Origin of the sequence: Scandinavium sp. (genome assembly GCF_032012665.1) — a bacterium.
Classification (GTDB): Bacteria; Pseudomonadota; Gammaproteobacteria; order Enterobacterales; family Enterobacteriaceae; genus Scandinavium.
This window is the reverse complement of record NZ_DALZVG010000065.1, coordinates 1-1,229: the sequence shown is the minus strand read 5'-3', so window position 1 is coordinate 1,229 and position 1,229 is coordinate 1. Positions and strand designations below refer to the sequence as shown.

Annotated in this window: 1 protein-coding gene; it reads right to left on the bottom strand. The window is 59.0% G+C overall.

Annotated features, from left to right (window positions below):
• Positions 1-2 precede the first annotated feature (2 nt).
• A protein-coding gene (locus tag RTU33_RS21800) for an IS3 family transposase (RefSeq protein WP_312630169.1) occupies positions 3-1,165 on the bottom strand; the annotation gives its coding sequence in 2 pieces (ribosomal slippage) (positions 3-910 and positions 910-1,165; 1,164 coding nt in all).
• Positions 1,166-1,229 lie beyond the last annotated feature (64 nt).

The window sequence follows — 1,229 nt, the reverse complement described above, 5'->3', positions numbered from 1 at the left end:
GGTCAACCCATCCCGGACAGTGGGTTAAGTTTTTCTTCGGCCACCGCAGGCGGTAACCCGTCGTTGAATTGATGCGGTCTGATCCAGTTGTAGCGGTGCATCAGGTAGTGGCTGATGTCCCGCTGAGCTTCCTGTGCCGTCAGGTAACCGGTCTGCGGTATCCACTCCGACTTCAGGCTGCGGAATAGGCGTTCCATCGGCGAGTTGTCCCAACAATTACCCCGGCGGCTCATGCTCTGCTGCATTCGGTAGCGCCATAGCCGCTGCCGGAACAAGCGGCTGGCGTACTGGCTGCCCTGATCCGAATGGAACAGCACCTGCTGTGGCTTGCCGCGCTGCTCGTAGGCCATATCGAGGGCTTTGATTACCAGCTCGGCATCCGGTTTGGCGGAGAACGCCCAGCCAACCACCCGACGCGTGTGCAGATCCAGCACCGCGGCCAGGTAATGCCAACAACCTTGCGCCCAGACGTAGGTGATGTCGCCACACCACACTTGGTTCGGGCGCTGAACTGCGAACTCACGGTTCAGTCGATTCGGGATATCCGGGCGCTCAACCGTGGCCTGCTTGTAGGCGTGTGAGCCCGGCTGCTTGCTGACCAGCCCCAACTCACGCATCAGTCGACGCACACGAAAACGGCCAATCTCTACGCCTTCCTCGCGCAGCATGCCCAGGATGCTTCGGCTGCCAGCCGAACCCCGGCTTTGGCTAAACAACTCGTTGACGCGACTGCGCAGCGCAACGCGACGAGCATCAATACGGCGACGTCGGAGGCGATGGGCGTAATAGCACGACCGCGCCACATCGAACGCTGAACAGACCACTTCTACCGGCTCCTGCTCACTCAACTGGTCTATCAGCGCGTACGATCGAGTTCGTCCGACATCAAGAGAGCGGTAGCCTTTTTTAATATCGCCTTCTCCCGTTCCAGCCGGTTGATCCTGGCCTCTAGCTCCTGGATCTTCTGCTGCTCGGGTGTCAGCGCTTTGCTTTTTGGGGTAACGCCCTGGCGCTCGTCTTGGAGTTGTTTCACCCATCGCCGCAAAGCCGAGTCCACGACGCCCAGCGAACGGCAGGCCTCGATATGGCTGTAGCCCTGATCTAGTACTAAGGCAGCTGCCTCTCGTTTGAACTCGGCTGAAAACGTACGTCGTTGTTTGCTCATCGAACACCTCTTAATGGCGAGGATTTTCGCCTAAATCGGTGTCCGGGATCAGTAGACCACTACA